The organism is Blastococcus aggregatus (genome assembly GCF_900221005.1).
Lineage (GTDB): Bacteria > Actinomycetota > Actinomycetes > Mycobacteriales > Geodermatophilaceae > Blastococcus > Blastococcus aggregatus.
Genome location: NZ_OBQI01000008.1, coordinates 32,120 through 58,133, shown reverse-complemented (window position 1 = coordinate 58,133; position 26,014 = coordinate 32,120). Strand labels below are relative to the sequence as shown.

The following is a 26,014-nucleotide window of genomic DNA, read 5'->3' as shown; positions in this document are numbered from 1 at the left end:
CGGAGAGTGATGGCGGGTGTCGCCTTGACTCCAGTGCGTGAGTAGGTGATCACACCCCGCGTCCGACGCCGAGCCGGTGAACCCGGTGGTCGTACGGTGCGGACCATGACCGCGACCCACGAGGTGACCAACCAGGTCCCACCGTTGACCGGCTACGACCCGATCGCGGGGGACGCCGCGCTGGCGGAGGCGTGCGTCCGGCACGCCGATCGCGCGACGCTGGACTCGCTTGCCGGGCTGGGGCGGCTCGCCGGCGGCGAGCAGGCCCAGGAGTGGGGCAGGTCGGCGAACGAGAACCCGCCCCGGCTCCGGACCCACGACCGCTACGGGCACCGGATCGACGAGGTGGAGTTCCACCCGGCCTGGCACGAGCTGATGCGGACCGCGGTCGAGAACGGCCTCGCCGGCGCGCCGTGGCGGGCGGCCGACGCAGGTGATGCGCACGCCCACGTCCGGCGTGCCGTGGGGTACCTGGGCTGGACGCAGGTCGAGATGGGCCACGGCTGCCCCACGACCATGACCTACGCCGTCGTTCCGGCGTTGCGCCGGGCACCGGAGCTGGCGGCCCGCTTCGAACCGGGGCTCACCGCGACGGCCTACCAGTTCGGGCTGACCGAGCCGTCGGGCAAACGCGGTCTGATCGCCGGCATGGGCATGACCGAGAAGCAGGGCGGCTCGGACGTCCGGTCGAACACCACCCGCGCCGTCGCCCAGCAGGACGGGAGCCACCGGCTGACCGGCCACAAGTGGTTCACCTCGGCGCCGATGAGCGACCTGTTCCTGGTGCTTGCCCAGCTCGACGAGGGGGTCTCCTGCTTCCTCGTCCCGCGCGTGCTGCCGGACGGCACCCGCAACGTGTTCCACGTGCAACGTCTCAAGGACAAGCTCGGCGACCGGTCGAACGCCTCCAGCGAGGTGGAGTTCGACGGGACGACGGGATGGCTGGTGGGCGACCCGGGCCGAGGTGTCCCGGCCATCATCGAGATGGTCAACATGACCCGGCTGGACTGCGTCCTCGGCTCGGCCGCCACCGTCCGCGCCGCGCTGACGCAGGCGATCCACCACGCCCGGCACCGATCGGCTTTCGGGGCCCCCCTGGTCGACCAGCCGCTCATGCAGAACGTGCTCGCCGACCTCGCCGTGGAGAGCGAGGCCGCGACGGCCCTCGGCATCCGCCTGGCCGCCGCGGTGGACGCCGGGGAGTCCGCGTTCCTGCGGCTGGCGGGTGCGGCCGCGAAGTTCTGGGTCTGCAAGCGGACGCCCGGCGTCGTCGCCGAGGCGATGGAGGTGCTCGGCGGCAACGGCTACGTCGAGGAGTCCGGTCTGCCCCGGCTCTACCGGCAGTCCCCGCTGAACTCGATCTGGGAGGGATCGGGCAACGTCATCGCGCTGGACGTGCTCCGAGCCATGGGGCGGTCCTCGGAGTCGCTGGCTGCGGTGACCGAGGAGATCGACCTCGCCCGCGGCGTCGATCCCCGGTTCGACGACGCGGTGAAGCGCCTGTCCGCCGAGCTCGGCGATCCGGACCGGCTGCCGCTGCGGGCCCGCCGCATCGCCGGTCTCCTGGCGCTGTGCCTGCAGGGCTCGCTGCTCCTGCGGCACGCCCCGGCGCCGGTCGCCGACGCCTTCTGCGCCTCCCGCCTGGGCGGCGACTGGGGAGCCGTGCTGGGCACCCTGCCCGCGACCACGGACGTCGCCGCGCTGGTCAGCCGCGCGGCGGTCGGAACACCCGGCGGAGACGCCGGGAGCGGTTAGGCTCAGGCGTCGGGTCGGTGCTTTCCGGCCACGACCGGGACGGATCCGTGCCGTCATCTCCGCGAACGCGGACCATCGAGAGCCAGCGGACGGAGTGCGGGGAGCGTGGCTTCAGACGACGGGTCCCGGCCGGACCTGGCCGGCGTCCCCGACGCCGTCTTCCGCCTCGACGCGGGAGGTCACTTCACCTACGTCAACGCCGCCGCCGAACTGCTGCTCGAGCGACGCGCCGACGAGCTGCTGGGGCGCCGGGCGCGGGACTGCTTCCCGGCCGCGGTGAACACCATCGCCGAGGAGCGGTACCAGCAGACCCTCGCCGACGGCCGGGCCCGCGAGTTCGACTACTTCTACGAACCGCAGCAGCGCTGGTTCGAGATCCGGGTCTTCGCCGACCCGCCGGGGATCTCGGTCTTCTTCCGCGACGTCGACTCGCGGCACCGCGCCGAGGCCGAGCGGGAGGCCGAGCTGCGGCGGCTCACCTCGGTGCTCGAGGCGCTGCCGTCTGCGACGGTGCTCCTCGACGAGCACCGGCGCATCGTCACCGGGAACCGGGCCTGGATGGCGGGGCTGGCCCGACCGGAGCTCGCGATGGGGATTCCGGGCAGCGACTACCTGGCCGCCGTGCAGTCCGGGCTCGCGCCCGCCGACGCCGAGACCATCGCGACCGGGATCCGGCGGCTCTTCGAGGCGCCGGCCGGGACGACGCCGGGCACCTTCGAGCACGAGTACTCCCGCTCGACGCCGGCCACCACCGGCTGGTTCCGGCTGCAGGCCTCCCGGGTGGAGCTCTCCACCCGGGTCGTGGTCACCCACACCGACGTCACCGAACGCGTGCGCGGCGAGCAGGCGCTGGCCTGGCGGGCGCGGCACGACGACCTGACCGGCCTGCCCAACCGCAGCACCCTGCTCGACCTGACCGCCGAGGCGCTGGCGGCCGGGCTGGACGAGGAGGGAGCCGGGGCCGCGCTCATCGTCCTCGACCTCGACGGCTTCAAGACGATCAACGACTCGCTGGGCCACGGCATCGGCGACCAGCTGCTCCGCCAGGTCGGCCACCGGCTGGCCGGCGTGCTGCGGCCCGGGGACGCCGTCGGCCGGCTGGGCAGCGACCAGTTCGTGGTCCTGGCCCACCACTGTCACGTCTCGGACGCAGCGGACCTCGCCTTCCGGTTGCAGGGCACCTTCACCCGGCCCTTCCCCGCCTCGGGGATCTCGGTGCCCCTCTCGGCGAGCGTCGGCGTGGCGGTCGCCCAGCCCGACGCCCGGGATCCGCACCAGCTGCTCAGCGACGCCGACGCGGCGATGTTCGCCGCCAAGAGCATGGGCCGCGACCGGGTGCGGCTGTTCTCGCCCGGCCTGCGGGAGGCCGCGCGGTGGCGGCTGGAGGTCGCCACCCGGCTCCGGGACGAGGCGATCGACCAACTGGTCGTGCACTACCAGCCGGTCGTCCGGCTCGACACCGGCGCCGTGGAGGGCGTGGAGGCCCTGGTGCGCTGGCAGCACCCCGAGCGCGGCCTCCTCGCCCCGGACACGTTCCTGGCCGTCGCCGAGGAGACCGGCCAGATCATCCCGATCACCCGGTGGCTGCTCCGGGAGACCACCCGCCGCGCCGCCGCCTGGGCCGCCGAGGGGCTGCCGCTGCGCATGTCGGTCAACATCAGCGCCCGGCACTTCTCCGCCGAGACCCTGGTGCGCGACGTCCGGCTGGCGCTGCGGGAGTCCGGCCTCCCGCCCGACCAGCTCGTGCTCGAGCTCACCGAGACCAGCATCGCGGAGGATCCGACCCGCGCCGAGGACCAGCTCACGGTCCTCCGCCGCGCCGGGATCCGGGTGGCGATCGACGACTTCGGGACCGGCTGGTCCTCGCTGGCCCAGCTGTTCTCCCTGCCCATCGGCACGCTGAAGATCGACCGCTCGCTGCTCGTCGCCGCCGAACGGGTCACCGGCGGCGAGGGCGGCGCGGTGCTGGCAGCGATCGTGGCGCTCACGCGGACGCTGGGCATCCGCTCGGTCGCCGAGGGGGTCGAGACCGTCGAGCACCTGCGGATGGTGCGGGAGGCCGGCTGCGACATGGTCCAGGGCTGGCTGCTGAGCCACCCGATGCCGGCGGACGAGGTGCCCCGCTGGGTTCGGCGGGTGCAGGAGGCGGGCGGCGACGCCTGTGCGATCGCCGCCGCGACGGCGTCGGTGCCCACCGCACCGTGAACGCGCGCCGCATCACCCGCCGGGCGACCGCCCCGGCGGGGTCCCCGACGGCCGTCCCGGCGTCCGCCCCCGGACCGTCCGCGACGGACCGGCGGCCGGAGGGGCAGACTGCTCCCGTGCTGGACAGCCCCTCCGCCCCCGCCCCGGTCGACGACGCCCCGGCTCCGCTGCCTGCCGACGGCGCAGCGTCCGACGGAGGCCGCCCCCGGCCGCCGCTGGACCTGCTCATCTGGGACGCCCCCAACATCGACATGACCCTGTCGACGGTGATCGGCGCGCGGCCGACCAAGGACTCCCGGCCGCGGTTCGACGCGATCGCGGCGTGGTTCGTGGCCGGCGCCGAGGACGGCGGTTCCGGCGCGCTACCCGAGGTCGAGGCGTGCGTCTTCGCCAACATCCCGCCGCAGCCGGGCACGCTGCGCGGGTTCGTCGAGGCGTTGCGCGGGTTCGGCTACGCGGTGTTCGCCCGGCCGAAGCTGCAGCCGAACGACGACATCGACCAGGACATGCTCGACCACATCGCGGTGCGCGAGCACAGCCACCAGCTGCGCCGCCTGATCGTGTTCTCCGGCGACGGACGGAACTTCGCCGAGCCGCTCGAGCAGCTGGCCCGGCGGGGGACCCAGGTCGTCGTCGTGGCCTTCAGCGAGGTCGCCGGCTACGCGATCAGCTCCGACGTCCTGGAGTTCATCGACATCGAGGACGTGCCCGGCGCGTTCGTCGAGCCGCTCGACCGGGTGCGGCTCGACGCCCTGCCCGCCGACGGTGCCTGGCTGCGGCCGACCCGCAGCCTGCGGGAGTTCGTCAGCTCCTACGCGGCACGCCGCCCCTGAGGCCGCCGGGCCGCAGCGTTGCGGTTACCGTTCGTCCGGAACAGGTCCGGTCCACGGTTGCGGGTCACGGTCCGCGGCTGAAGAACGGAGACATGGATGACCAGCGTTCCCGGTGTCGACCACCCCGAGGAACAGGGCGAGGCCGACGTGACCCTGGCCGCCCGCGGCATCTCGGTGAGCTCGCGGGTGGAGTTCGTCGGTGACGGCGTGATCACCGTGCGCCCCTCGGCCGGCGAGTTCGTCGAGCAGAGCGTCGTCGCCCCCGGGGACTCCGTCGAGGTCTACTGGAAGGCCGCCGAGACCCGCCGCGCGCTGCCGGCGCAGGTGCTCGAGGTCGAGACCGGAACGGTGGTCCGCTGGCGCCTGCGGATCACCGGCCCCGCCGAGGAGAGCCAGCGGCGCACGGCGGTCCGGGGACGGGTCTCCGTCCCGGTCACGGCCGGCCACGGCTCGGTCGACCTCAAGGGCGAGAGCGTGGACCTGAGCGAGAACGGCATCCGGGCCCAGTTCGAAGGCTTCGGCGCGCTGCCCGAGTCGGGTGCCGCCCTGGACCTCGCCTTCACGCTGGAGGACGGCGAGGTGCGCACGAAGGCCGAGGTGGTCCGGGCGCAGGCCCGCGGGGCCCGCTGGGTGATGTCCATCCGGTTCGTCGGCATCCAGGAGAAGGACCAGGACCGGGTGCGCCGGCGGGTGTTCCAGGCCCTGCGCGAGGAGCGCGCCCGCAGCATGGAGTGAGGGGCGCTACTCGCGCCGGAACTCCCCCGAGCGAGGCTCGGGGAGGCGGTCCCGCTGCTGCGCCTGCTCCGGCGCCTCGGCCCGGCCGGAGGGCAGCCGGGCCCACACGTGCTTGCGCCCGGGGCGCTTCTCCCAGCCCACGCTGGACGACAGCTGGGTGACCAGGTGCAGCCCCATCCCGCCCAGCGCGGGATCACGGTCGATGGCCGGTACGGGCGGTCGGTCGGGTGCCTCGTCGCTCAGGTCGAGCAGCCACCCCTCCGGCCCGGCGACGACGAGGGCCCGGACGTCCCCACCGCCGTGCCGCAGGGCGTTGGAGGCCAGCTCCTCGAAGACCAGGAGCAGCCCGTCCCGGGCGTCCTCGGTGGACGCCGAGGCCACCGAGGGGTGGGCGATGCGCGCCCGCAGGTCCGACCGCACCCGCGAGACGACGTGCATCGCCTCGAGCTGCCAGTGCCAGACGTCACCGGGCACGGAGGGGACGGGTGCCGTCGGCCACGCCACCTGGGCCGGCTCGTCGGCCATCACATCTCCCTCGCGTCTGCTCCGCAGGCGGGGCCGGGGTGCTCCCCGGCCGCGGCCCCATCCTGACCGATGCCGGGCCGGAGCGCGAAGGGGGGCGGGGAACGGCTGGGTCGACGGGGCACAATGCCCGTGTGGACCAGCTCACGCGCGACCTCAGCCGGGTGGTCCTCGCCGATCGCGCCCTCGACGAGGTCCTCACCGAGATCACCGGCCTCGCCGCCCGCGGGGTGCCCGGTGCGGAGTCGGTGTCCACGACCCTGCTGCGCGGCGAGAAGCCGTTCACGGCCTCCCACTCCAGCGAGATGGCCCTGCTGGCCGACGAGCTGCAGTACGACGAGGGGTACGGCCCCTGCATGGACGCCGGCCGGGGCGGAGTCGTCCTGCGGGTCGACGACATGCTCACCGAGCAGCGGTGGCCCACCTACGTCGCGCGGGTGCGCGAGCACGGCGTGCGCAGCTCCCTGTCGGTGCCGCTGCCCTTCCAGGGCAACGTCATCGGCGCCCTGAACGTCTACTCCTCGAAGCCTGAGGCGTTCGTCTCCACCGATTCCCTGGACGCGGGCCGGGACGTCGCCGAGGCGATCGCCGTCGCGGTCGTCAACGCCACGGCGCACCACCGGCTGACCGAGCAGGCCCGCAACCTGCAGATCGCCATGGAGACGCGCGCGGTCATCGAGCAGGCCAAGGGCGTGCTCATGGCCCAGCGACGGGTGGACGAGGACCAGGCCTTCGAGATCCTCCGCGACGCCTCGCAGCGCTACAACCGGAAGTTGCGCGACATCGCCGTCGGGATCGTGGAGTCCACGCAGGCGGGCTAGGCAGGCCCGTCGAGGCGGCCCAGCCGCGACACCAGGAACTCCACCGCGGCCCCGACGTCGACGGTCTCGGCCACCTCGACCGCGGACGGTGACGTCGACACCGTCCGGCGGTCCACCAGCGTCTGGCCGCGGCCGGCGCCCAGCGTCGTGTCGACGACGACGTCGCGTCGCACCGTCCCCAGCGTGCCGGGCGCGATCGCCTCGGTGAGCGCCAGCGCGTCGTGCACGACCACCCCGGCGGTGCCGTAGGCGTCGCGGGCGTGATCGAGGTACTGCCGCAGTATCGCGGCGGCCGTGGCGCCGATCGGGCCCGCCGAGGCGAACCGGGCGATGCCCTCCTCGCTGAGCACCGTGGGCAGCGTGACGTCGAGGCCCACCATCACCGTGGGGACGGTGGAGCCGAACACGGCGGCGGCCGCCTCGGGGTCGGACCAGATGTTGAACTCCGCCGCGGCGGTCACGTTGCCCCCGCGTCCGGCCGAGCCGCCCATGACGACCAGCCGGCCGATCCGCGCGGCCGCCTCGGGGTAGACCGCCAGCAGCAGCGCGATGTTGGTCAGCGGGCCGATCGGCGCCACGGTGACCGGAACCGGTGAGCTCATCAGCAGGTCGGCGAGGGCGACGACGGCAGGGCGCGGGTCGAGCCGGGCCGGGGACGGCGGCAGCTGCACCCCGCCCAGGCCCTCGGCGCCGTGAACGTGCCCGGCCCGCTCCGGCTGGGGGTGGATGAGGGAGGCCTGCGCGCCGGCGGCGACCGGCACGTCGGAGCGCCCCGCCAGGTGCAGCACCCGCAGCGCGTTCTCCGTCGTCAGCGCCAGGTCGACGTTGCCGTGCACCGTGGTGACCAGCCGGAGGTCGACCTCCGGGCTGGCCAGCGCCAGCAGGATCGCCAGCGCGTCGTCGATGCCGGGGTCGGTGTCGATCACCAGGGGGATGCGGGCGGCCACCGCAGCATCCTCGCAGTGGCCCGGCGCCCCGCCAGGAGCAGGTCGGCGCCGCTCAGGAGGCGGTCGGGACCGGCTCCTCGCGGGCGCCCTCGGGCGTGGCCCGCCACCACGGAGCCTGCGCCAGCAGGTACAGCACCACGCCGACGACCAGCAGGATGCCGGCCCGCAGCCAGATGCCGGCCTCCTGCTGCCAGAGCAGCAGCACGCAGGAGGCGATGGCCAGCACAGGGACGACGGCCCACACGTGGAAGTGGTCGGCGTCCACCGCGTCCTTGCGGAGCACCAGGACGGCGATGTTCGTGCTGAGGAAGACGAACAGCAGGAGGAGGACGACGGTGTTGGCCAGCTCGCCCAGGTCCCCGGTCAGCGTGAGCGCGATCGCCACCAGGGTGGTGACGACGATCGCCACCCAGGGGGTGCGGCGCTCGGGCAGCACCCGGGCCAGCGGGCGGGGGAGCAGGCCCTGCTCGGCCATCCCGAACACCAGCCGGCTCGACATGATCATGGTCAGCAGCGCCCCGTTCGCCACGGCGATGAGCGCGACGGCGCTGAACAACCGGTCGGGAACTCCCACGTCGGCGGCCCGGACGACCTCGAGCAGGGGACCGGAGGAGCCCGACAGCTCCTCGGGCGCCAGCACGATCGAGGCGGCCAGGCCCACGAGCAGGTAGACCACCCCCGCGACCAGGAGCGCGCCGAACAGGGCCCGGGGGTACACGCGGCGGACGTCGCGCACCTCCTCGGCGACGTTGGCCGAGACCTCGAACCCGACGAAGGAGTAGTAGGCCAGCAGCGCCGCCGCCAGGACGCCGGAGGTCACCGACACGCCCTCGGGGAACTCGGTCACCCGGCCCACGTCGCCGTCCCCGCGGCCCAGCACCAGCGCACCGAGGATGACGACGAGCACCAGCCCGGAGACCTCGATGACGGTCATCACCACGTTGGCCCGCACCGACTCCTTGATGCCGCGGGCGTTGAGCAGCGCCACGAGGACCAGGAAGACGACGGCCGCGGGCACGGCCGGGACGTCGAGGAAGACCGCGAGGTAGTCGCCGCCGAACGCCAGCGACAGGCCGGCGGCGCTGGTGACCCCGGCGGCGAGCATGCAGTAGCCGACGAGGAACGAGATCAGGGGGCTCCGGAAGGCGCGCTGGGCGAAGACCGCCGAGCCGCCGGCGCGGGGGTACTTGGTCACCAGCTCCGCGAAGGACGCCGCGGTGAGCATCGCGAGCACGAGGGCGACCAGCATCGGCAACCACACCGCGCCGCCGACCTCTCCGGCGATCTCCCCGACCAGCGCGTAGACGCCGGCGCCCAGCACGTCGCCCAGGATGAAGAGGAACAGCAGCCGGCCGGTCACCGACCGCTTCAGGCGGGTGTCGCCGTCGTCCGTCGGAGCGGTGGCCGTCGCGTCCTGGGCGTGATCATGCACGGGCCGAGTCTCGGAGCGGGCCGCTCCGGCGGCAATTCGACCGTGCCCCGATCGGGGAGCGGAACGCGCAGACGCCGCGACACGCGGGCGCGTCGCGGGGCGGCCGGGTGTGACCGATGGGGCGGATGCGGATTTCCACGCTCGGGGAGCGCGGCTTGTCGACAAGGCCACGCCCCGGGGACGGGGTCACCGGTCGCTCCGGGAGGGCCGGGCAACGGTTCGGTCACGCGCGCTCCAGGAAGGGTCGGGAACGGCCGTCGCACCGGACCGGACTGCCTAGTTTTCTCCTTGTCCGCGACACCTTCCCCGGTCGCGGACGACGACCCTGGAGGCGACATGAGCAGCAGCGAGGCGACCGCGACGGTCCCCGCACGCCGCGCCGCCGCCCCCGTGCCGGGCGCATCCCTCGCCGGCCTGATCGGCGTCCTGGACCGCGCCGAGGGCGCGGCCACCCCCCCGAGGACCCCAGCCTCGCGGACCCGGCCGGTGCACGCCGGCGCCTTCCGCGCCTCGGTGCGTGCGGTCCCGCTGCGGTCGGTGCAGCTGGCCCCCTCCGCGCGGCCGGCCCGCCTGCCCGCCGCACCCGCCCGGACCCCGACCGTGACCGTCGTGCCGGATCCCGAGCGCCGGCCCGTCACCGGCCTGCGCGACCTCACCCGCAGGATCGCGCTCTGGGGAGGGGGAGCGCACGGCGAGTACCTCGCCTGGCGCACGCCGGAGCCGGCGCCGTCGACGCCCCTGCGGCCGCGGCTGCGCGCCCTCACCCGCCGGATCGCCCTGTGGGGCGCCGGTCCGCACGGTGAGCACCTCGCGTGGGGCCGCCCCACCCCCGTCCCGGCACCCCGGCAGGTGGACCCCCCGGTCGTCCTCCGCGAGCTGCCCAGCACCCCCACGATCCGGCCCGCGGCGCCTTCCCCCGCCGTGGCGCTGCTTCCCGCGCCGACGGGGCCCGTCCGGCCCGGGTGGGCGCCGCCGCCCTCCGGCTGGCCGCAGCCCCCGGCGTGGCGCACGTCCACCCCGGCCCGTCCGGCAGCGGCCCGCAGGCCGCTGCCCGCGGCGGTCGCGGTACCGGTTCCCTCCGGTCCGCGGCGGACCGTCCCCGCCGCCCGGTCGCCATCGGCCGAGGCGCGTGCCGGGCCGGCCCGCGCCCGGGGGGACCCGTCCTCCCGCCCGGCGCTCCTCGCGCCCCGCTGAACCCCGCGCGACCCACGGCGACCCAGCCGTGGACGCCGTCCTCCGCTCTCCCCGAGCACGCCGCGACCGCCCCCTCATGACGGGGACCGCGACCGCGCCTCGGTCGTCCGAGTGCGACCCTCCCGGGCCGACCTCGGCATCCTCCTGGCCCTCCTCGACGGTGCTCCTCCGGGCACCGGCAGGCTCTCCCGTCCGACGACGTCCCGCCTCCACCCACCGCCGACTGCCACAGCGCAGCGCGCGGACCCTCCCGGGAGGCGACGACCGACGACGACGCCGCCTGCCGGAACCGGATCCGCCGAGGGGAGATCAACAGTCCCTGCCGGTACCCGGTGCTCACGCCCCTTCCGTGAGCCGCCCGGGTCTCTGACCGGCAGCGCCTGGCCGCGGGACGCCGACGCAGCCCCGGGAACGGGAACGCACCACGACCGGCGCGGCCCCGGACAGGGTCGCCCGGGTGGAGGAGCACCATCCCGCACGATCCGCCGAGCGGCGGGCGCCCCGGAACCGCCTCCGGACCGGCGCCCGCCGCTTCGCGTCGTCCCCGGTCCGCGCCGTCGCTCGCGGCCAGGGAGAATGGGTTCCGGCGGACCGCTTCCGGTGCCGTGGACGCCGGCCGGCGAGGAGGGGACGACGACGTGACCTCGATCGATCCCGCCGCCGGCAACCGCGTGGCCGCCGTCCACCGGCTGGAGGCGACGGCCGTCGGGTCCGGGGCGCTGCAGCGGCTCACCGCCCTGGCCGTGCAACTGCTGGGGGTCGACGCCGCGCAGGTGTCGCTCTTCGGCGACGACGAACTGGTGCTCGGCGGCACCGGCCTCCCGCAGGGCACCGTCGGCATCCGGGTGCCGCTGGCCGAATCCCTCTGCGCCGTGACGTCGGCCGCCTCCCCCGACCCGGTCGTCGCTCCGGACACCCGCGCGGACCCGCGGCTCGCCGCCCTCCCGCCGGTGGCCTCCGGCGAGGTCGGCAGCTACCTGGGCATCCCGCTCGCCGTCTTCGAGGGCCAGGTGGTCGGTGCCCTGTCGGCCTTCGGCCGGGAGCCGCGGCGCTGGTCGGCCGCCGACGTCGCGCTGCTCCGCCAGCTGGGCGACTCCGTCGCCACCGAGCTGCAACTGGCCGCCCAGGTGCGCGAGCTCGAGTCCAGCCGGCTGGCGTTCGAGCTGGCCATCGACGCGGCCGGGATCGGCAGCTTCGACTGGGACCTGGTGACCGGCCGCCTGGTCTGGGACGACCGGCTCAAGGAGCTGATGGGCTTCGGCCGCGGTTCGTTCGACGAGACGATCGACGCCTTCACCGCGGCCGTGCACCCCGACGACCGCGAGCGCACGTCGGAGGCCCTGCAGGCCGCCATCGACACGGTGGGGGAGTACGACGCGGAGTTCCGCGTGGTCCTCCCGTCCGGCGAGACCCGCTGGGTCCAGGGCCGCGGCCGGGCCCTCGCCGACGACCGCGGGGCCGCCGTCCGCCTGATCGGGGCGGCGTACGACACCACCGCCCAGCGGCACGCCGACGCGCGGGTGGCCCGGGTCATGGAGTCGGTGAAGTCCGCGTTCTTCACCCTCGACCGCGACTGGCGGTTCACCTACCTCAACGCCGAGGCCGAGCGGGTGCTGCAGACCACCCGCGAGGAGCTGCTCGGCGAGGTGATCTGGTCGGCCTTCCCGGAAGCCCTCGAGAGCGACTTCGGCGTCCGCTACCGGGAAGCGGTGGCCGCCGGCCGGGAGCAGGTCTTCGAGGCCTTCTACCCGGCGCCGCTGGAGGGATGGTTCGAGGTGCGGGCGTGGCCGGGCCCCGACGGGCTGTCGGTCTCCTTCCTCGACGTGACCGAGCGCCGGGCCGCGCAGGAGCGCGCCCAACGCAGCGCGGAGCGGCTGCGGCTGGTCGCCGAGACCACGACGGCGATGGCCGAGCGGCTGGCCGGCGGGGCCGGCGAGGAGTCCGCGCTGCAGCAGGTCGCCGAGGCGCTGGTGCCGGTCAGCGGTGACTGGGTCATCGCCAGCCTCGTGGACGAGGACGGCCGGATGCGTGACGTGGGCTCCTGGCACCTCGACCCGGAGAAGCGCCCGCTGGTGCGGCGGTACGCCACCCTGCGGCTGGCCGCCCTGCCACCCGACGCGCCGATCATGCGGGCCCTGGCGTCGGGGCAGCTGCGCGAGGTGGTCGACGTCCCCTCGGCGATCGGCCGCACCCTGCCGGCGGGTGAGGTGAGCGACGTCTTCTGGGCGCTGGCCCCGCAGTCGGCGGTCGCCCTGCCCCTGGCCGCCAGGGGGCGGACCCTCGGCGCGCTGAGCGTGTACCGGTCGGCCGAGCGTGATCGGGCGGATGCCGAGGACGTCGCCACGCTGCGCGACATCGCCGACCGCGTCGCCCTCGCCCTGGACAACTCCCGCCTGTACGAGCAGCAGCGCCGGCTGGCCGAGGGCCTGCAGCGCAGCATGCTCACCGAACCGCCGGAGCCCGACCACGCCGAGATCCAGGTCCGGTACCTGCCCGCGGTGCAGGCCGCGGAGGTCGGCGGGGACTGGTACGACGCCTTCCTCCAGCCCAACGGCGCCACGGTGCTGGTCATCGGCGACGTCGTCGGCCACGACACCGCCGCGGCCGCGGCGATGAGCCAGCTGCGCGGCATGCTCCGGGGCATCGCCTACCGGGACGGCATCGGCCCGGCCGCCGTCCTCACCGATCTCGACGCCGCCATCGAGGGGCTCGGCATGGGCACGATGGCGACCGCCGCGATCGCCCGCGTGGAGCAGACCCCGGAGGAGCGGGTGCAGGGGCTCAGCCGGCTGCGCTGGTCGAACGCCGGCCACCCGCCCCCGCTGGTGCTGCACGTCGACGGCCGGATCGAGGAGCTCGGCACCGAGCGGGCCGAGCTGATGCTCGGCGTCGACCCGGCCGCGCGGCGCACCGAGTCGGTCGTCACCGTCCGCCGGGGCACGACGATCCTGCTCTACACCGACGGGCTGGTGGAGGGCCGAGACCTGCCGCTGGACGACGGGATCGCCCGGCTGCGCGAGGCGTTCGCAGAGCTCGCGGACCGTCCGCTGGGCGAGCTGTGCGACGAGGTCATCGCACGGCTGCGCCCCGAGGGGCTGCAGGACGACGTCGCGCTCGTGGCCATCCGGCTGCACCCGGAGGACCGGCCGCGGCCGCCGGGCGCCGGCCCGCAGGACCTGCCGCCCAGGTTCCGCTGACCGGAGGTCAGGTACGGGGGAGCAGGGCCCACACGTGCTTGACGGCGTTGCCGGCGTACCAGCCGTGGCGCAGCGCCATCCGGGCGATCAGGTAGAGGCCGAGCCCGCCCTCGCTGGGGTCGCGGTCGACCGCGGGCGTCGGCGGCTGCGCCGCGGCCGCGTCCGACACGACGATCAGGTAGCCGGTGTCGGTGAGCCGCACGGCCGCCTCGACCTTGCCCCCACCGTGCCGCAGGGCGTTGGAGGCCATCTCGTCGAGGGCGAGGATCAGCTGGTCGAGGACGTCGGGGTCGATGCTCGCGGCGACCGCGCGGCGCACCTGCGCCCGCATCCGGGGCAGCTCGGCGACGTCCGCCAGCTCCCAGGAGAGCAGTGGATCGGCGGCCGGAGGGGCCGCGGACGGCCACACGTGATCCGCCGCCTGCCCTGTCACGTGCTGCACCCTCGCAATCCAGGCCCCCGTGGACGTGGCGGACCAAACAACTGTGTATCGGCTTCGCAGATGCTCGCCAAACCTGGATGCGACGTAGGTCACTACTGCGGCCTTCCGGTCATCCGCCGAGGACAGGATGCCAGTCGCCCGCGCGGACGCTGACGAGGACCGCGAGGAGGCACACGAGGGCTGCGCCTCCCAGGTAGCCGGCGTCCCGGAGCCGCAACCGGGAGCCGCGGGCGTTGCTGCGCTCGACGCCGGAGTCGAAGCCGCGGGCGTCCATCGCCGTGGCCAGCCGCGTGCCCCGCCGGACCGCGGCGACCAGCAGCGCGAACGCGGTGCCGGCGAACAGCCGCGCGTGGGCGACGGGGTTGCGCCCGGGCTCGATGCCGCGGGCCCGCCGGGCCAGCCGGATGGTCTGCCACTCCGTGGCCAGCAGGGGCACCAGCCGCAGCGCGGCCAGTGCGCCGTAGGCGAAGCGGGTGGACACCCGCCAGTGCACGGTCAGCGCGTCGGCCAGCCGCACCGGATCGGTCGAGGCGACGAGCAGGACGCCGGGCAGGGCGAGCGCGAGCACCCGCACGGCCAGCGCGATCGCCGAGGGCCAGCCGCTCCCCCCGGACGCGTCCCCGAAGAGCACGTTGACCCACGCGACCCCGGCCGCGCCGAGGAGCAGCGGCCAGGTGCGGGCGAGCAGCGCCCGGGGCCGGGCCAGCCCCGCCGCGGGCAGCAGGCAGACCTCGGCGGCCAGGACGATCAGCGGGGTCAGCAGGCCGCCGCTGACCAGCAGGACGGGGAGCACGAACCCGAGGGCGCCCAGCTGCGCCACCGGGTTGATCGAGGACAGCGGAACCGGTCGGGCCGGGCCCAGGGACAGCGGCAGGCTCATGCCGGGCCCTCGGCGCCGGTCGCCGGGGTCAGGCGCAGGACGTCGTCGGCCAGTGCGTCGACCACCGCGGCGTCGTGGGTGACCAGCACCAGAGCCCGCCCCTCGTCCTGCTGCTCGGCCAGCAGGGCGACGAGGTCGCTCCAGGTGTCCCGGTCCTGCCCGAAGGTCGGTTCGTCCAGTACCAGGACGAACGGGACGGTCGCCAGTGCCGTCGCCACCGACAGCCGGCGCTGCTGGCCGCCGGAGAGGGTGAACGGGTTGGCCTCGGCCAGCGCGGCCAGGCCCAGCCGCTCCATCAGCTCGTCGGCCCGCCGGGAGGCGGCGTCGTCCCCCGCGCCGGAGCGCAGCGGTCCCAGCGCGAGCTCGTCCCGCACGCGGCCGGTGAGGAACTGGTGCTCGGGGTGCTGGAACACCGTGCCGATGCGGCGAACCAGCGCGTCGGCACGCCAGCGGTGCGGCGGCCGGCCGGGTCGGGCCAGCCCCGCGGTGAGCGCCGGGCCGGCGGTCACCCGTCCCGTCGTCGGCCCGCGGAGCCCGGCGAGCAGAAGGGCGAGGGTGGACTTGCCCGTGCCGTTGGGTCCGGTGACGGCCAGCGTGCGGCCGGCGGGCACGGCGACGTCGGTCGGCGGCAGCGCGGGGACGTCGCTGCCGCGGTGGGTGAAGCCGGCGGCGTCGGCGCGCAGCAGGAGCTCGCCGGCCGGACGGGGGGTGCGGGCCGGTAGCCGCAGCGGAGCCGGGGCCCAGCCCGCCCCGTGCTGCACGGCACCACCCTCGGCGCGGAGCTCCACGACGCGGTCGACCAGCGGCAGCCACGCGGCGGCGTCGTGGTCGACGACCAGCAGCGTGCTGCCGCGGTCCGCGACGGCCCGGGCGACGGCGGTCCGCACCAGCGCGGCGCCGTCCGGGTCCAGTTGCGCGGTCGGCTCGTCGAGCAGCAGGAGCCCTGGCCGGCCGGCGAGCGCACCGGCGAGCACCAGCCGCTGCTTCTGCCCGCCGGAGAGCGCGGCCGTGGCGTGCTCGCGGCCGTACGGGAAGCCGACCGCGTCGAGCGCCGCGTCGACCGCCGCCCAGATCCGGTCCGGCGGCAGGCCGGCGTTCTCCAGCCCGAAGGCGACGTCGTCGCCGGCGCGGGTCATCACGAGCTGGGCGTCGGGATCCTGGAAGACCACCGCCGTCCCCGCCCGTGCGCGCCCCGGCTGCTGCCCGCCGACGGTGATCCCGCCGGCCTGCTCGCCCTCGTCCGGGCCGAGCAGCCCGGCGAGGGCGTGCAGCAGGGTGGACTTGCCCGACCCCGAGGCGCCGGTGAGCAGCACCCGTTCCCCGGGCTCGACGAGCAGGTCGACGTCGCGCGCGGCCCAGGCCCGCCGGCTGGCGTAGCGGAACCCCCAGCCGGTGAGCCGCACGGCGGCCGGCGCGGAGCCGGCCACCGTGCGGCCGATCGTGCTCAGACCCGTGTGCGGCCGGCCGGGAAGGCCGAGAGCGCGCCGGTGGCGCCCAGGGACCGCCGCAGCCACATACCGCCGGCGCCTGCGATCACCATCGTGCTGACCGCCACGAGGACGACGTAGGTCAGCTGCCAGGTGCCGGCCCAGTCGGCGTAGTAGTTGACCAGGTCGAACAGCGCGGCGGCGATGCCCGCGCCGAGCGCCGCGAGCAGCGCCTGCGGCCAGCCCCAGCGGCGGTAGCAGAACGCGGCGAAGCCGGCCTCGCCACCCACGCCCTGCACGAGGCCCTGGAGCAGCACGAGCGTGCCCCACGCGGAACCGAGCAGGGCGGAGACCACTGCGGCGATGAACTCGGCGAACAGGCCGGCGCCCGCCTTGCGGACGATCAGCGGGGCCAGCACCGCCGGCAGCAACCAGACGCCGTACATGACTGCCTGGCCGGGCGGGAACGCGGTGAACGGCGCGTCGAGCGCGGCCCAGAGCAGGCCCCAGGCCCAGAAGACGACGCCGAAGGCGACGCCGAGAACGGCGGTGACGACGATGTCGACGGTGCGCCAGCGGCTCGTGCCCCGCCCGGCATCGGACCCGGCGGACGACGGATGGACGGCCTGATCGGCCATGGTGTTCCTCCAGACTCCCTGCGCCGGCATGACCCGGATCAGGTTCGAGGGTCTGCGGTCTGTCCCGCACTCTCAGCGCCGAAGCGCTCCCCTGCTGTGAATGTGTGTTCAGTTGTGCCGCCGAGCGTAGCCCCCCGCCGGACCGACCACCCCGCCGGACTTTCTGCACCGAAAGTCCCGGACTTCCGGTGCCGAAAGTCCGGTCGGGCGACGAAGCCGTCGTCGACCCGTCGGGGCCGACGCGTGGCCCCCCGGGCCAGGCGAGCCTGTCCGGCCTCAGCAGCCGCAGACGAGCCCCGCGGGGGCGGTGAGCGGGTCCGCCGGGCGCCGGGCCTCGCCGTCCGCCGTCGCCACGGGCAGGCCCTCTCGGGCCCAGTACTCGAAGCCGCCGATCATCTCCCGCACCCGGAAGCCCAGGCCGGCCAGCGCCAGCGCGGCCCGGGTGGCCCCGTTGCACCCGGGGCCCCAGCAGTAGGTGACGACCGGGACCGACCGGTCCAGCTCGGCGTCGGCACGGGCGGCGATCTCCGGGCCGGGCAGGTGCACCGCTCCCGGCACGTGGCCCTGTGCCCAGGCGGCGGCGCTGCGGCTGTCCAGCAGGACGAAGCCCGGCGCTCCGGAGTCCAGGGCGGTGGCGACGTCGCTGACGTCGGCTTCGACGGCGAGGCGGTGCGCGAAGTGCGCGGCGGCCTCGCCCGGGGAGGTGCTCCAGTCGATCACGTCGTCGACGCTAGGGAGCGGGGCGCGCACGCACGAGGCCCCGGGCGGACGGGAACCGCAAGGAAGCCGCCACCCCGGGCCCACGCGGGCCCGGGGCGGCGCACTCCGTCGGACCGTCAGGCGTCGTCGGCCAGCTTGACGATCATCTTGCCGGTGTTGCCGCCGCGCAGGAGGTCGAGGAAGGCCGGCACGGCCTGGTCGAGCCCCTCGCGGACGGTCTCGCGGACGACGAGCTCGCCGGAGGTGACCAGCGGGGTCACCTTCTCGATGAACTCCGCGCGCATGTCGGCGTGGTCGCTGACGATGAACCCGCGCAGGCTCAGCTTCCGGCCGACCATCAGCCCCATGTTGCGCGGCCCGGGCGCCGGCTCCGTGGCGTTGTAGCTGGAGATGGCGCCGCAGAGCGCGCCGCGGCCGAACTCGTTGAAGGCGCCGATCGCGGCCTCGAGGTGCTCGCCGCCGACGTTGTCGAAGTACACGTCGATGCCGTCGGGCGCGGCCTGCGCGAGCAGCTTCGCGACCGGGCCGTCGTGGTAGTCGAAGGCGGCGGTGAAGCCGAGCTCCTCGGTCAGCCAGCGGACCTTCTCCGGGGTGCCCGCGCTGCCGATGACCGCGGCGGCGCCGTGCAGCCGGGCGAGCTGGCCGACGATGCTGCCGACGGCGCCGGCGGCACCGGAGACGAAGACGACGTCCCCGGCCTTGAACTCGGCGAGGCGGAACAGGCCGGCCCACGCGGTCAGCCCGGGCATGCCGAGGACACCGAGGTGGTAGCTGGGCGGGATGCCGGGCAGCTCGGGGAGGACCTGGACGGTCCGGGCGTCGAGGACGGCGACGTCCCGCCAGCCGGCGTTGGTCGACACCAGCGCCCCCACGGGGACGTCGGCGGAGTGGCTCTCCACGACGCGGCCGATCGCGCCGCCCTGCATCGTCTCGTCCACCTCCCACGCGGCCGCGTAGGACTTCCCGGCGTTCATCCGGCCCCGCATGTACGGGTCGACGGACATGGCCAGCATCCGGACGACGACCTGGCCCTCGACCGGATCGGGGTGCTCGACCTCGACCAGGCGGAAGTCCTCGGGCTTCGGCTCGCCGTGCGGACGAGCCGCCAGCTGCCACTCACGTGTGGTTAGGGGCACATCGTCGATCATGCCCGTGGCCCGGCCGCCGCTCCGACCGGGGGGATCGGTCGTGCACGACACACGTGCGGCGACCGGCCTACGCTCCGAACATGATCTTCTCCCGGTCCAAGGCGCAGTCCGTCTCGGCCGAGGACGCGCTGCCCGGCCGTCCCGGCCCGCTCCCCGGCGTCCCGCAGGTGCACGCGGTCAACGGCAACCGGATCCAGCCGCCGTTCCCCGACGGCATGCAGACCGCGGTCTTCGGCGCCGGCTGCTTCTGGGGCGTCGAGAAGGTCTTCTGGCAGCTGCCGGGGGTCTACTCGACCGCGGCCGGCTACGCGGGCGGCTTCACCCCGAACCCGACCTACGAGGAGACCTGCTCCGGCCGGACCGGGCACACCGAGGTCGTGCTGGTCGTCTTCGACCCGGCGCTGACCTCCTACGAGCAGCTGCTCAAGGCCTTCTGGGAGGACCACGACCCGACCCAGGGCATGCGCCAGGGCAACGACGTCGGCACCCAGTACCGCTCGGCGATCTTCTACGCCTCGCCCGAGCAGGAGGCGGCCGCCCGGGCCACCCGCGACGCATACCAGGAGCGGCTCACGGCCGCCGGCTACGGCGGGATCACCACCGAGATCGAGCCGCTGCGGGAGTTCTACTACGCCGAGGACTACCACCAGCAGTACCTCTACAAGGTCCCCCACGGCTACTGCCCGGTGAACTCCACCGGGGTCTCCTGCCCGATCGGCCTGCCCGGCGTCTGACGAAGGCCCCCCCGGGCATGGGAAGCGATACCTGCGTTCTCGCGCCCAGGACGCAGGTAACGCTTCCCATGCCTGGACTGGCAGGGTGGGGCACATGGAGGCCCTGCGCACGCCGGACGAGCGGTTCGCCGATCTGCCCGACTTCCCCTACGAGCCCCGGTACGTCGAGGTCGACGACGGCGAGGGCGGGCGGCTGCGGGTCGCGTACGTCGACGAGGGGCCGGCGGACGGCGCGACGGTGCTGCTGCTGCACGGCGAGCCGTCCTGGTCCTTCCTCTACCGGCGGATGATCCCGGTGCTCGTGGACGCGGGCCTGCGCGTCGTCGCCCCCGACCTGGTCGGCTTCGGCCGCTCGGACAAGCCGGTCGACCGCGCGGCGCACACCTACGCCCGCCAGGTCGGCTGGATGCGCCAGGCGCTGCTCGACCGGCTGGACCTGCGCGACGTCACGTTCGTGGGCCAGGACTGGGGTGCGCTGATCGGCCTGCGGCTGGTCGCGGAGCACCCCGACCGCTTCGCCCGCGTGGTGATCGCCAACGGCGGGCTGCCCACCGGCGACCGGCCGGTCACCGAGGCGTTCCTCGCCTGGCGCCGGTTCTCCCAGGAGTCCCCGAACTTCCAGATCGGCCGGGTCGTCGGCAACGGCTGCACCACGCCGCTGCCCCCGGCGGTCGTGGCCGCTTACGACGCGCCGTTCCCGGACGAGAGCTACACCGCCGGCCCGCGGATCCTCCCCTCGCTGGTCCCCGCGGACGCCGACGACCCCGCCGCGGCGGACAACCGCGCGGCCTGGGAGGTGCTCTCCCGCTGGGAGAAGCCGTTCCTGACCGCCTTCTCCGACGGCGACGCGATCACCCGCGGCGGCGAGCGGGTGTTCCAGAAGCTGGTCCCCGGCGCGCAGGGCATGCCGCACACGACGCTGGCCGGAGGCGGCCACTTCCTGCAGGAGGACGTCGGCCCGGAGTTCGCCCGCGTCGTCGCCGACCTGATCGACTCGACCCCCCTCCGGGCAGGGGAGTGATGACCACTTCTGCCCCGGACTTCTTCGGGCAGCTCCGCCGCGCCCCCGACGTCGAGGCGCCGGAGCTCGTCGCGGTCGACGCCACCGACCGGCTGCTCCTCGACGAGGCGGCGGCCGCGCTCGCGCTCTGCGGCCCCGGTGAGGTCGCCGTCGTCGACGACTCGTACGGAGCGCTGACCCTCGGCGCCGTCGCGCTGCACGGCGCCCGGGACGTCCGGGTCGCGCAGGACCTGCTGGTGGGGGAGCGGGCGCTGGCCCGCAACGCCGAGCGCACCGGACTGGCCGGCACGTACCGCTCGCTGCCCCTCGACGAGGTGGCGGTGGGCGCCCGTGTCGTGCTGGTGCAGGCGCCCAAGGCGCTGGACGCGCTGCGCGAGATCGCCGAGCGGATCGCCGACGTCGCCGCCCCCGATGTGACCGTGCTCGTCGGTGGCCGGGTCAAGCACATGACCCACGCCATGAACGACGTCCTCGGCGCCTCGTTCACCGACGTCTCGGCCACCCTGGCCCGGCAGAAGTCCCGCGTACTGGTCGCCCGGGGGCCGCGTCCCGGGACGTCGTCCTTCCCCCGCCGGCAGGAGCACCCCGACCTGGGGCTCACCGTCTGCGCCCACGGCGCCGCGTTCGCCGGCACGAAGATCGACATCGGCACCCGGGCGCTGCTCGGCCGGCTGCCCGCGATGGCGCCGGAGGCCGCGGTCGCCCTCGACCTCGGCTCGGGCACGGGCGTCCTCGCCGCCGCGCTGGCGTCGGCGCGGCCGGAGCTGCGGGTGCTCGCCGCCGACCAGTCGGCCGCCGCGGTCGCCTCCACCTCCGCGACGGCGGCCGCGAACGGCCTGGCCGACCGCCTGCAGGTCATCCGGGACGACGCCGCCGAGACGGTGCCGGCGGGGAGCGTGGACCTGGTGGTCTGCAATCCGCCGTTCCACGTCGGGGCCGCCGTCGTGACCACCGCCGCCGATCGGCTGTTCGCCGCCGCGGCACGGGTCCTGCGGCCCGGCGGCGAGCTGTGGACGGTCTACAACAGCGCGCTGCGCTACAAGCCGACGCTGACCCGGCTCGTCGGCCCGACGCGGGTGGCCGAGCAGACCCCCAAGTTCACCGTGACGGTCTCCACCCGGCGCTGATCCGGCGCCGTCCGCGAACCCCTTGTCCACGGCGACCGTCGGGGCCACGGTGTGCGGGCATGACGGACATCCCGACGCGGAACGGAACTCCCCCGCTGGGCGACCGGTTGCTCGCCGCGGTGATCGGCGCATTCGAGACGGCGGCCGTGGACCTGGGGGACCGTCTCGGGTGGTACCGCGCCCTCGCCGACACCCCGGCCACCGCTCCGCAGCTCGCCGTCCGCACCGACACCCATCCGCGCTACGTCCGCGAGTGGCTCGAGCAGCAGGCCGTCGCCGGCTTCCTGACCGGGGACGACGTCTCGAAGGCGCCGGACGAGCGCCGCTACACGCTGCCCGACGAGCACCGCGCCGTCCTGGTCGACGACGACGACCCCGGCTACGCCGCACCGCTGGCCCGGCTGGCCATGACGTTCACCCGCAACGTCCCCCGCCTGGCCGAGGTCTACCGCACCGGCCGCGGGCTGAGCTGGGCCGAGATGGGGCCCGAGGCGCGCGAGGGGCAGGCCGCGGCCAACCGGCCCTTCTTCATCGGGCCGCTGGTCACCGAGGTGTTCCCGGCCCTGCCCGAGGTGGACGCCGTGCTGCGCGCCGGCGGCCGGGTCGCCGACGTCGGGTGCGGTCTGGGCTGGTCCTCGATCGGCATGGCGGCCGGCTATCCGGAGGCACGCATCGACGGGTTCGACGTCGACGGCCCCTCCCTCGAGCAGGCGCGCCGGAACGCCATCGCGGCCGGGGTCGCCGACCGCGTCTCCTTCTCCCTCGCCGACGTCGGCGAGCGCACCGGCGCCGGCGAGTACGACCTGGTGACGGCGTTCGAGTGCGTGCACGACCTGCCCGATCCGGTGGCGGTGCTGTCGGCGATGCGGGCGATGGTGCGGCCGGGCGGAACCGTCCTGGTGGTGGACGAGCGCGTGGCGGAGGTGTTCACCGCGCCCGGCGACGAGGTCGAGCGGCTGATGTACGGCTACAGCCTCACCTGCTGCCTGCCGGACGGGATGTCCGTCCAGCCGTCAGCGGCCACCGGCACGGTCATGCGGCCCGCCACGCTGGCCGGGTACGCGCGGGCGGCCGGTTTCGCCGACGTCGAGGTGCTGCCGGTCGACCACGACTTCTTCCGCTTCTACCGGCTGGTGGCCGGCTGATCGCTGTCCGCGCTCGGTGGGCGGGGAGCGCGCGGGGCTGGCTAGACTCCGCGCCGCACCCAGCTGTGCAGATCGACCACCTTGTTCCGGGCCACCCCTTCGGGTGGCCCGGGTCCGCGAGGCCGGTCGCCATGTCCGAGACTGGATGGACGGTCGGGGAGCCCGACCCGGAACGGGACGAGGGTCGGTGGACCGAGCGGTGGGCGGGCACGCGGAGCGCTCCGCGCTCCCCGACGCACGCCCGGCCGAGGGAACCGTCCACTCCCGCCCGCACGCCGCCGCGGTGATCGCCTCCGACGAGGAGCTGCTCGCCTCCTGCGTGCCCTTCCTCGAGGAAGGCCTCGCGGCCGGTGACACCACCGTGCTCGCCTGCCCACCCGAGACCGCGGAGCTCATCGGAGCCGGCCTGGGCCTGCCCGCCGGGGCCGTCGAGAACCACCCCCGCATCGGCCTGCTGGACACCCGGGCGCCGGATGCGCTGACCGTCACCCGGCGGCTGATCGAGCGCGCCCGCGCCACCGGCTCCGGCTGGCTGCGGGTGGTGGGCGCGGTGCAGTTCGGGCCCCAGCCGCGCACCTGGCGCGAGGGGTGCCGCTACGAGGCCGCCCGGAACGTGCTGCTGGCCGGCGAGCCGCTGACCGGCCTGTGCGTCTACGACTCCCGGATCCTCCCGGCCGAGGTCGTCGACAGCGCGCGCGCCACCCACCCCGACCTGGTCGTCGGCGGCGCCCGTCGCGCCAGCCCCGACTTCGACGACCCCACCGCCTACCTGCGCAGGCTGCCCGTCCCGCGCGAACCGGTCGAGGACACGCAGCCGCTCCTCGCGGTCACCGAGGCGACCGCGCTGGCCGACCTGCGGCACCGGCTCGGCGCCGTGATCACCGCGCACGTGGACGACCCCGACCTGGCCGGCGACCTGCACCTGGCGGTGAGCGAGGTGGCCTCGAACGCCTTCCGGCACGGGGTGCCCCCCGTGTCCGCTCGTGTCTGGGCCGGCCCCGACCAGCTCATCTGCGAGATCACCGACCGGGGCGTCGGGTTCTCCGACCCGCTCGCCGGGTTCCAGCCCGCGCACGGGCCGGACCTCGGCCGCGGGGGCATGGGGCTGTGGCTGGCCCGCAAGCTGTTCGACCACGTCGACCTGCTGCCCGGGCCTGACGGCCTCACCGTCCGGCTGGCCACCCGGCTGCGCTGACCCCGCGGGCAGGGAGGCGTCGTCAGACGGCCCGGGCCGCCTCGCTGCCGAGCAGGGACGCGGAGTTCTTGCCCGCGCGCTTCGCCTCGTACATCGCCGTGTCGGCGCGGTGCAGCAGTCGGTCGGGGGTGTCGCCCGGAGCGCCCAGCGCGCCACCGATGCTGGCCGTCACCGACAGCGTCGTGCCGCTCAGCGCCATGGGCGCGCGCAGCGAGATCACCAGGCGGTCGGCGACCTCCCGGAGCCGGTCGTCGTCGGCATCGGTCAGCAGGACGGCGAACTCGTCACCCCCCAGGCGGGCCACCACGTCCTCGGCGCGCACGGCCGCGGTGAGCCGCGCGGCGACGGTGGCCAGCAGGTGGTCGCCGGCCGCGTGGCCGAGGGTGTCGTTGACGCCCTTGAACTCGTCGACGTCGACGAAGAGCACGGCGGGCGGTGCGGCGGGGTCGAGCGAGCCGGTCGCCGCCTCGAGCCGCTCGGAGAACGCGGCGCGGTTGAGCAGGCCGGTGAGCGCGTCGGTGCGGGCCTGGCGACGCAGCTCGTCCTCGAACAGCTTGCGGTCGGTGACCTCGCGGAAGTTGACCACCCAGCCCTCGATGCCGGCGGAGGCGACGCGGCCGCTGAGCCGCATCTCCACCCAGCGGGTCCCACCGGAGCTGTGCTCCACGCGGAGGTCGATGTGCTCCGCGCCACCCGCGGCCACCGCGGCGCGCAGCCGCGGCTGGTCGCGGGGGTCGGCCAGGTCGATGGCCTGGCGTCCCACGTACTCGGCCGGTGGGCGGCCGAGCAGGGACTCGACCGCGGGGTTCATGTAGGTGACCGTGCCGGAGGCGTCGACGATCGCGATGACGTCGGAGGAGTGCTCCAGCAGCAGTTGCAGGCGGGCCTCGCTGGCGGTCAGGGCGGTACGGGTGCGCTCGCGGTCCCGGTTGAGCGCCAGCAGCCGCCAGAGCGCGGATCCGGTGAGCAACGTGCTGCCGGCGCCGAGGACGTAACCGACGCCGCCGTGGCCGAGGGTCCACAGGAGCAGCAGGGCGGGGCTGACCAGCAGCGCGGCGCTCAGGCCGAGGACCCGGGTGGTGGAGTCCTGCGGCCCGGTCCCGGTGTGGCGGCCCATCTGTGCGACGTCCGGGTGCCGGGCGGCGAGGACCAGGGCGGCAACGGCGAGCAGCGGGAGCGGGTCGAGGAGCGGGTTGTCCCGCAGCGCCGTTCCGACGACGATCCGGCCGCCGTAGCCGGCGACCGTGAGCACGGCGGCGACGAGGAGGGCGGTGGTGCTGACCGACCGGCGCCCGTGGCTGATCGCCAGCGGGACGCACACGATGAGCAGGACCACGGTCAGCACGGGGGCGCCGATGCTGAGCTCGACGACGTCGCCGGGGGCCGAGGACCGGTTGCCGCTGACCGCCAGGACGGCCAGGCCGCCGGCCAGCAGCAGGGTCGCGGTGTCCAGCCAGGTGTTGGCGTCCCGGCGCCGGGGGCCGCCTCCGATCACGCCCACCGCGCCGACGGCCATCGCGGCGTACGCGGCGATGTCCAGGATCGACTCGGCGGCGCCGGTCGCCTCCGGCGAGATGCCGGTGAGCTCGAGGACCTCGGCGACGCAGCTGAGCGCGAAGAAGAGCAGGCCGAGCGCCAGCCCCCGCCAGGCGACGACGAGCGGCGTCCGGTGCAGTGCGGTCAGGGTGCCGGCCAGGCCGAGGCCGAACAGGGGGATCTCCGCGGCCGGACGCCACGGGCCGGCCGGCACGAGGGTCACGATGATCGCGACCAGGACGACAGCCGCCGCCGCGTGCTGCCAGGCAGCGCGGGCGGAGGGGGCGGCGGGAGGGCTCACGAGATCCCATCGTCCGGTACCGACACCATCTTGCGTCGGATCACCCCAGCGAGGGAGTC

22 protein-coding genes and 1 riboswitch are annotated in these 26,014 nt (G+C 75.2%); of the genes, 12 read left to right on the top strand and 10 right to left on the bottom strand.

All coding sequences use genetic code 11. The annotated features are described in order from the left end of the window. The first annotated feature begins 105 nt into the window (after nt 1-105). The 4 genes from CRP29_RS21510 (at nt 106) to CRP29_RS21495 (ending at nt 5,528) form a co-directional block, all read left to right on the top strand. On the top strand, nt 106-1,755 hold the full coding sequence (locus CRP29_RS21510) for an acyl-CoA dehydrogenase family protein (RefSeq protein WP_097197117.1): 1,650 nt from the start codon (nt 106-108) through the stop codon (nt 1,753-1,755). Nucleotides 1,756-1,860: 105 nt separating this feature from the next. Further along, complete coding sequence (locus tag CRP29_RS21505) at nt 1,861-3,960, top strand: putative bifunctional diguanylate cyclase/phosphodiesterase (protein WP_245853172.1); 2,100 nt, start codon at nt 1,861-1,863, stop codon at nt 3,958-3,960. Between the two features lie 116 nt (nt 3,961-4,076). Continuing rightward, on the top strand, nt 4,077-4,793 hold the full coding sequence (locus CRP29_RS21500; RefSeq protein WP_245853171.1) for an NYN domain-containing protein: 717 nt from the start codon (nt 4,077-4,079) through the stop codon (nt 4,791-4,793). Nucleotides 4,794-4,889: 96 nt separating this feature from the next. Further along, on the top strand, nt 4,890-5,528 hold the full coding sequence (locus tag CRP29_RS21495) for a PilZ domain-containing protein (protein WP_097197115.1): 639 nt from the start codon (nt 4,890-4,892) through the stop codon (nt 5,526-5,528). A 6-nt stretch (nt 5,529-5,534) separates the two neighbouring features. On the opposite strand, the gene CRP29_RS21490 is transcribed toward CRP29_RS21495, so the two are convergent. Beyond that, a complete protein-coding gene (locus CRP29_RS21490) occupies nt 5,535-6,053 on the bottom strand; it encodes an ATP-binding protein (protein ID WP_097197114.1) in 519 nt (172 codons plus the stop codon). Nucleotides 6,054-6,184: 131 nt separating this feature from the next. On the opposite strand from CRP29_RS21490, the gene CRP29_RS21485 reads away from it, so the two are divergent. Further along, nucleotides 6,185-6,871, top strand: a complete 687-nt coding sequence (locus CRP29_RS21485; RefSeq protein ID WP_097197113.1) for a GAF and ANTAR domain-containing protein — start codon at nt 6,185-6,187, stop codon at nt 6,869-6,871. Here CRP29_RS21485 and CRP29_RS21480 read toward each other — a convergent pair. Together CRP29_RS21480 and CRP29_RS21475 are read right to left on the bottom strand one after the other, a co-directional pair. Continuing rightward, a complete protein-coding gene (locus tag CRP29_RS21480) occupies nt 6,868-7,818 on the bottom strand; it encodes a nucleoside hydrolase (RefSeq protein ID WP_097197112.1) in 951 nt (316 codons plus the stop codon). The genes CRP29_RS21485 and CRP29_RS21480 overlap by 4 nt on opposite strands. Before the next feature lie 52 nt (nt 7,819-7,870). Next, nucleotides 7,871-9,250, bottom strand: coding sequence for an APC family permease (locus CRP29_RS21475; RefSeq protein WP_097197111.1), 1,380 nt, complete (start codon nt 9,248-9,250; stop codon nt 7,871-7,873). 336 nt (nt 9,251-9,586) lie between these two features. On the opposite strand from CRP29_RS21475, the gene CRP29_RS21470 reads away from it, so the two are divergent. Next, entirely contained in the window at nt 9,587-10,444 is an 858-nt protein-coding gene (locus CRP29_RS21470) for a hypothetical protein (protein WP_097197110.1), read from the top strand. 638 nt (nt 10,445-11,082) lie between these two features. Beyond that, on the top strand, nt 11,083-13,641 hold the full coding sequence (locus CRP29_RS21465; protein WP_097197109.1) for a SpoIIE family protein phosphatase: 2,559 nt from the start codon (nt 11,083-11,085) through the stop codon (nt 13,639-13,641). Nucleotides 13,642-13,648: 7 nt separating this feature from the next. Here the strand turns inward: CRP29_RS21465 and CRP29_RS21460 are convergent, their stop codons facing one another. The 6 genes from CRP29_RS21460 to CRP29_RS21435 form a co-directional block, all read right to left on the bottom strand. After that, nucleotides 13,649-14,074, bottom strand: a complete 426-nt coding sequence (locus CRP29_RS21460; protein ID WP_097197182.1) for an ATP-binding protein — start codon at nt 14,072-14,074, stop codon at nt 13,649-13,651. A 118-nt stretch (nt 14,075-14,192) separates the two neighbouring features. Next, a complete protein-coding gene (locus CRP29_RS21455) occupies nt 14,193-14,963 on the bottom strand; it encodes an energy-coupling factor transporter transmembrane component T family protein (protein ID WP_097197108.1) in 771 nt (256 codons plus the stop codon). Continuing rightward, on the bottom strand, nt 14,960-16,390 hold the full coding sequence (locus tag CRP29_RS23675; protein ID WP_097197181.1) for an ABC transporter ATP-binding protein: 1,431 nt from the start codon (nt 16,388-16,390) through the stop codon (nt 14,960-14,962). Before CRP29_RS23675 ends, CRP29_RS21455 begins: the two co-directional genes overlap by 4 nt. 17 nt (nt 16,391-16,407) lie before the next feature. Beyond that, nucleotides 16,408-17,028, bottom strand: a complete 621-nt coding sequence (locus CRP29_RS21445) for an ECF transporter S component (protein ID WP_097197107.1) — start codon at nt 17,026-17,028, stop codon at nt 16,408-16,410. Continuing rightward, a riboswitch (TPP riboswitch) is annotated at nt 17,026-17,131 on the bottom strand. Its footprint overlaps the gene before it by 3 nt. A gap of 173 nt (nt 17,132-17,304) precedes the next feature. Then, nucleotides 17,305-17,748 carry a rhodanese-like domain-containing protein gene (locus CRP29_RS21440; protein ID WP_217991708.1) on the bottom strand — a complete coding sequence of 148 codons (444 nt, stop codon included), beginning with the start codon at nt 17,746-17,748 and terminating at the stop codon, nt 17,305-17,307. Between the two features lie 116 nt (nt 17,749-17,864). Next, nucleotides 17,865-18,884 (bottom strand): NADP-dependent oxidoreductase, encoded by a 1,020-nt coding sequence (locus tag CRP29_RS21435; protein WP_217991707.1) that lies wholly within the window; start codon nt 18,882-18,884, stop codon nt 17,865-17,867. A gap of 92 nt (nt 18,885-18,976) precedes the next feature. Here CRP29_RS21435 and msrA point away from each other — a divergent pair, with 92 nt between their 5' ends. The 5 genes from msrA to CRP29_RS21410 all read left to right on the top strand — a co-directional run bounded on the left by msrA (nt 18,977) and on the right by CRP29_RS21410 (nt 24,118). Further along, on the top strand, nt 18,977-19,630 hold the full coding sequence (msrA, locus tag CRP29_RS21430) for a peptide-methionine (S)-S-oxide reductase MsrA (protein WP_097197179.1): 654 nt from the start codon (nt 18,977-18,979) through the stop codon (nt 19,628-19,630). 94 nt (nt 19,631-19,724) lie between these two features. Next, on the top strand, nt 19,725-20,651 hold the full coding sequence (locus CRP29_RS21425; RefSeq protein ID WP_097197178.1) for a haloalkane dehalogenase: 927 nt from the start codon (nt 19,725-19,727) through the stop codon (nt 20,649-20,651). Continuing rightward, the gene (locus CRP29_RS21420) at nt 20,651-21,778 is read left to right on the top strand and encodes a class I SAM-dependent methyltransferase (RefSeq protein WP_097197105.1); all 1,128 of its coding nucleotides are present in this window, start codon (nt 20,651-20,653) and stop codon (nt 21,776-21,778) included. The genes CRP29_RS21425 and CRP29_RS21420 overlap by 1 nt, the downstream gene beginning before the upstream one ends. A gap of 59 nt (nt 21,779-21,837) precedes the next feature. Next, nucleotides 21,838-22,923, top strand: a complete 1,086-nt coding sequence (locus CRP29_RS21415) for a class I SAM-dependent methyltransferase (RefSeq protein ID WP_097197104.1) — start codon at nt 21,838-21,840, stop codon at nt 22,921-22,923. Nucleotides 22,924-23,110: 187 nt separating this feature from the next. Further along, on the top strand, nt 23,111-24,118 hold the full coding sequence (locus CRP29_RS21410) for a sensor histidine kinase (protein WP_176523084.1): 1,008 nt from the start codon (nt 23,111-23,113) through the stop codon (nt 24,116-24,118). A gap of 22 nt (nt 24,119-24,140) precedes the next feature. Here CRP29_RS21410 and CRP29_RS21405 read toward each other — a convergent pair whose 3' ends face one another. Next, nucleotides 24,141-25,955 carry a sensor domain-containing diguanylate cyclase gene (locus CRP29_RS21405; RefSeq protein WP_097197102.1) on the bottom strand — a complete coding sequence of 605 codons (1,815 nt, stop codon included), beginning with the start codon at nt 25,953-25,955 and terminating at the stop codon, nt 24,141-24,143. Between the last annotated feature and the right edge of the window lie 59 nt (nt 25,956-26,014).